The organism is Aurantimicrobium minutum, from assembly GCF_029892845.1.
Taxonomy (GTDB): domain Bacteria; phylum Actinomycetota; class Actinomycetes; order Actinomycetales; family Microbacteriaceae; genus Aurantimicrobium; species Aurantimicrobium minutum_B.
The window spans coordinates 1-1,320 of record NZ_JARXVT010000012.1 but is presented as its reverse complement, the minus strand read 5'-3'; the positions used below and the strand labels follow the sequence as shown (position 1 = coordinate 1,320).

The 1,320-nt window shown below is 50.6% G+C and carries 1 protein-coding gene; it reads right to left on the bottom strand.

Translation table 11 applies throughout. From position 1 onward, the window contains the following. Positions 1 to 52: 52 nt before the first annotated feature. The gene (locus M2118_RS08840; protein WP_280795577.1) at positions 53 to 1,231 is read right to left on the bottom strand and encodes an IS481 family transposase; all 1,179 of its coding nucleotides are present in this window, start codon (positions 1,229 to 1,231) and stop codon (positions 53 to 55) included. Positions 1,232 to 1,320 lie beyond the last annotated feature (89 nt).

The following is a 1,320-nucleotide window of genomic DNA, read 5'->3' as shown; positions in this document are numbered from 1 at the left end:
TGTGATGAGTCGGGACCTTGTTGACAAATGAGTCCCGACCTTGTTGACAAAATTATGAAAGTCCAGGCCATCGGCCTGGACTTTTTAGTTGGTCTCGCCAGTAGTTTCTTTCTGGTTCTATGTGATGTTGACTGAGGACTTCTCCACTGTGTTGCAGTGTCACGATGACGGTTGTTTGGTCGATCAACATAAGAACTTCTTCTCCGGCATGTGCCGCGCCGACGCTCATGTGGTGAAGTTTTCCTGCGCGTCTGAGGGTGAGTTTTCCTCCTTTGTCGACTTTGTCATAGCGGGTGCGCCAGTCGTGTGAAACGGATTCTTTGACGGGGTGTGCTTTCACTCCAGCTTGATAAACCTCTTCGGGTGTTCTTTTGCCCAATGCGCGGTGTGGTCTGTGGTGGTTGTAGATTTCTTGGAACTCATCGAGTTGTTGTTGGAGTTCTGCGAGAGTGTGTGCTGGTTCTCTGCTGCGCAGTCGTTTTTTCAGTGTTTGGTGGAAGCGTTCGATTTTGCCTTGGGTTTGAGGATGGTAGGGCTTGCCGTTCTTTTGAACGATTCCAAGCTCTGCCAAGAAGTATTCAAACGCGTTTTTGCCTTTGGTGAAGCGAGCAGTGTAAACAACCCCGTTGTCGGTGAGTGTGGACTGGGGAGGCCCGTATTTGTTGATGTTTGCCGTGAATGTTTCAACAACTATGGGTCCGGTGATGCGGTCAAAGGCCGTGATGGAAAGTAGCTTTCTGGAATGGTCATCGAGCCAGTTAATGATTTCAATATCGCGCCCGTCAGCTAATGACCAGTGGGTGAAATCCGACTGCCAGGTTTCGTTGGGTTGGTCTGCTTCGAAACTGAGGAAAGAAGATTTAGGTCTTTTCTTCGGCTCCGGGGTGATGAGTCCTGCCTGGTGGAGAACACGTCTGATTGTGGATGTGGACGGCGCGGTGAAGCCTTCAGTAGTGAGGAACGGTTGAATGCTTTCAGGTCCATGATCGAGTCCTTCTGCATCGAGATGGATGCGCAATTGAATAATGCGCAAACGCAGTTCATCGCTGAGGGCATGTGGTGAGGACTTCGGCCTGGACGATTGAGGTTCGACAGCGTCAAGGCCACCTTCTTGATAACGCTTCAGGAGGGTGTAGATATGGGCTCTGGAGAAGCCATGAGTTCTGGCTGCTTCAGTGACTGTTAGGCCTTGGTGGACGATAGAGAGGACGACGACGCGTTGTTTCGACATTGCTCCAGAGTGTCAACAAGGACGCGACTCATCTAGTGTTAATAAGGACGCGACTCATGTGTCAACAAGGTCGTGAACCTAGACACCCT